We start from the raw sequence: 1,300 nt of genomic DNA on the forward strand, positions 1-1,300 counted from the left end.
ATGACCGCCTATCTTCTGGTTACGACACGCCGGTACTTCCGATCCCCAGCTCGTACACCATCTTCATGGACGCAACCGACGCTCGAGTACTACATTGCCCATTCCACCCGCGTGGGCGGCCGCAAACACCGCTCGGACCGGCGGGCTAATCCCTCGGCTGTGAGGCCGCCGCGAGGCGAGACGGAGAAGATCCGCGCGTGGGCAATCGAGCAAGGCTACGAACTTTCCTCCCGCGGCCGCATTCCCGCGGAGCTCGAGCAGGCCTACCACGACGCCCACTGACGACCCTGCCCCTCGCGTCGGTGGGTCGTGGCAGGCTGTCGGTATGTGTGGTCGCTACGCATCGACGAAGAGCCGGAGCACGCTGCTCGAGACCTTCGAGATCGACCCCGATCGGGCCGACCTGGAGATGGCGCCGGACTACAACGTCGCGCCTACGAAGACCTCACCGGTAGTGATCGCCCGCGTACCGAAGGACGAGGCTGAGGACCAGACGCAGCCTCAGCGCCAGCTCCGCAATCTCAAATGGGGATTGACGCCGTTCTGGGCCAAGGATCCGAAGATCGGCTCACGCATGATCAACGCCCGCGCCGAGACAGTGCACGAGAAACCTGCATACCGGCAGAGCTTCAAATCCAGGCGCGCAATCATCCCGATCTCCGGGTTCTATGAGTGGTTCCCGACCGACGAGGTCGGTAAATCGGGGAAACCGCTCAAGCAGCCGTACTACATCCACCCAGCCGAGACTGATCTCCTGCCGTTAGCAGGCATCTACGACTTCTGGCGCAACCACGACGTCCCCGATGACGACCCGGACGCCTGGCTGGTCACCTTCTCGGTAATCACGACCAATTCCACCGACGACGTCGGACACATCCACGACCGGATGCCGATGAGCGTGACTCCGGAAAACTGGGCGGACTGGCTCGACCCGGCCAACACCGACGTCGACTACGCACGCACTCTGATGGCACCACCGGCCCCAGGCAGCCTGGATATCTACCCGGTGTCCAAGGCCGTCAACAACGTCCGAAACAACGGCGAAGACCTCGTCAAGCCGATCGAGACCGAAGGCGACCACTGACCACCAATGTGAGCCCGTGCTGCGACAGATGCGCCTTGCGGCGGAATACCACCGGTTAGTCGGCTGTTGAAGAGGCTGACGGTGGCGCTCATACCCCGGGTACCACACCAGAAAAGTCGCCGCGAGCGACCCTTGCCGAGCGGAACTTGTCAAGGTGTTTGAGTCCAACGGGAGTTACGCCGCGGCTTGATCCCCGTCGGAGTCGTCGTGCTCCCG

At 63.0% G+C, this 1,300-nt stretch carries 2 protein-coding genes; both read left to right on the forward strand.

Features of this window, described 5'->3' with window-relative positions; translation table 11 throughout:
* The coding region (locus MLGJGCBP_RS21590) for an Lsr2 family DNA-binding protein (RefSeq protein ID WP_201453152.1) at positions 1 to 282 on the forward strand (282 nt) is incomplete at its 5' end.
* A 43-nt stretch (positions 283 to 325) separates the two neighbouring features.
* The gene (locus MLGJGCBP_RS21595; protein WP_160097953.1) at positions 326 to 1,084 is read left to right on the forward strand and encodes an SOS response-associated peptidase; all 759 of its coding nucleotides are present in this window, start codon (positions 326 to 328) and stop codon (positions 1,082 to 1,084) included.
* Positions 1,085 to 1,300 lie beyond the last annotated feature (216 nt).

Origin of the sequence: Rhodococcus sp. T7, assembly GCF_009872365.1 — a bacterium.
In the GTDB taxonomy this organism is placed as follows: domain Bacteria; phylum Actinomycetota; class Actinomycetes; order Mycobacteriales; family Mycobacteriaceae; genus Rhodococcus_F.

What these genes read in the sequence shown, in the direction of transcription:
- MLGJGCBP_RS21595 (WP_160097953.1), top strand. Translation starts at nt 326, where the DNA reads ATGTGTGGTCGCTACGCATCGACGAAGAGCCGGAGCACGCTGCTCGAG.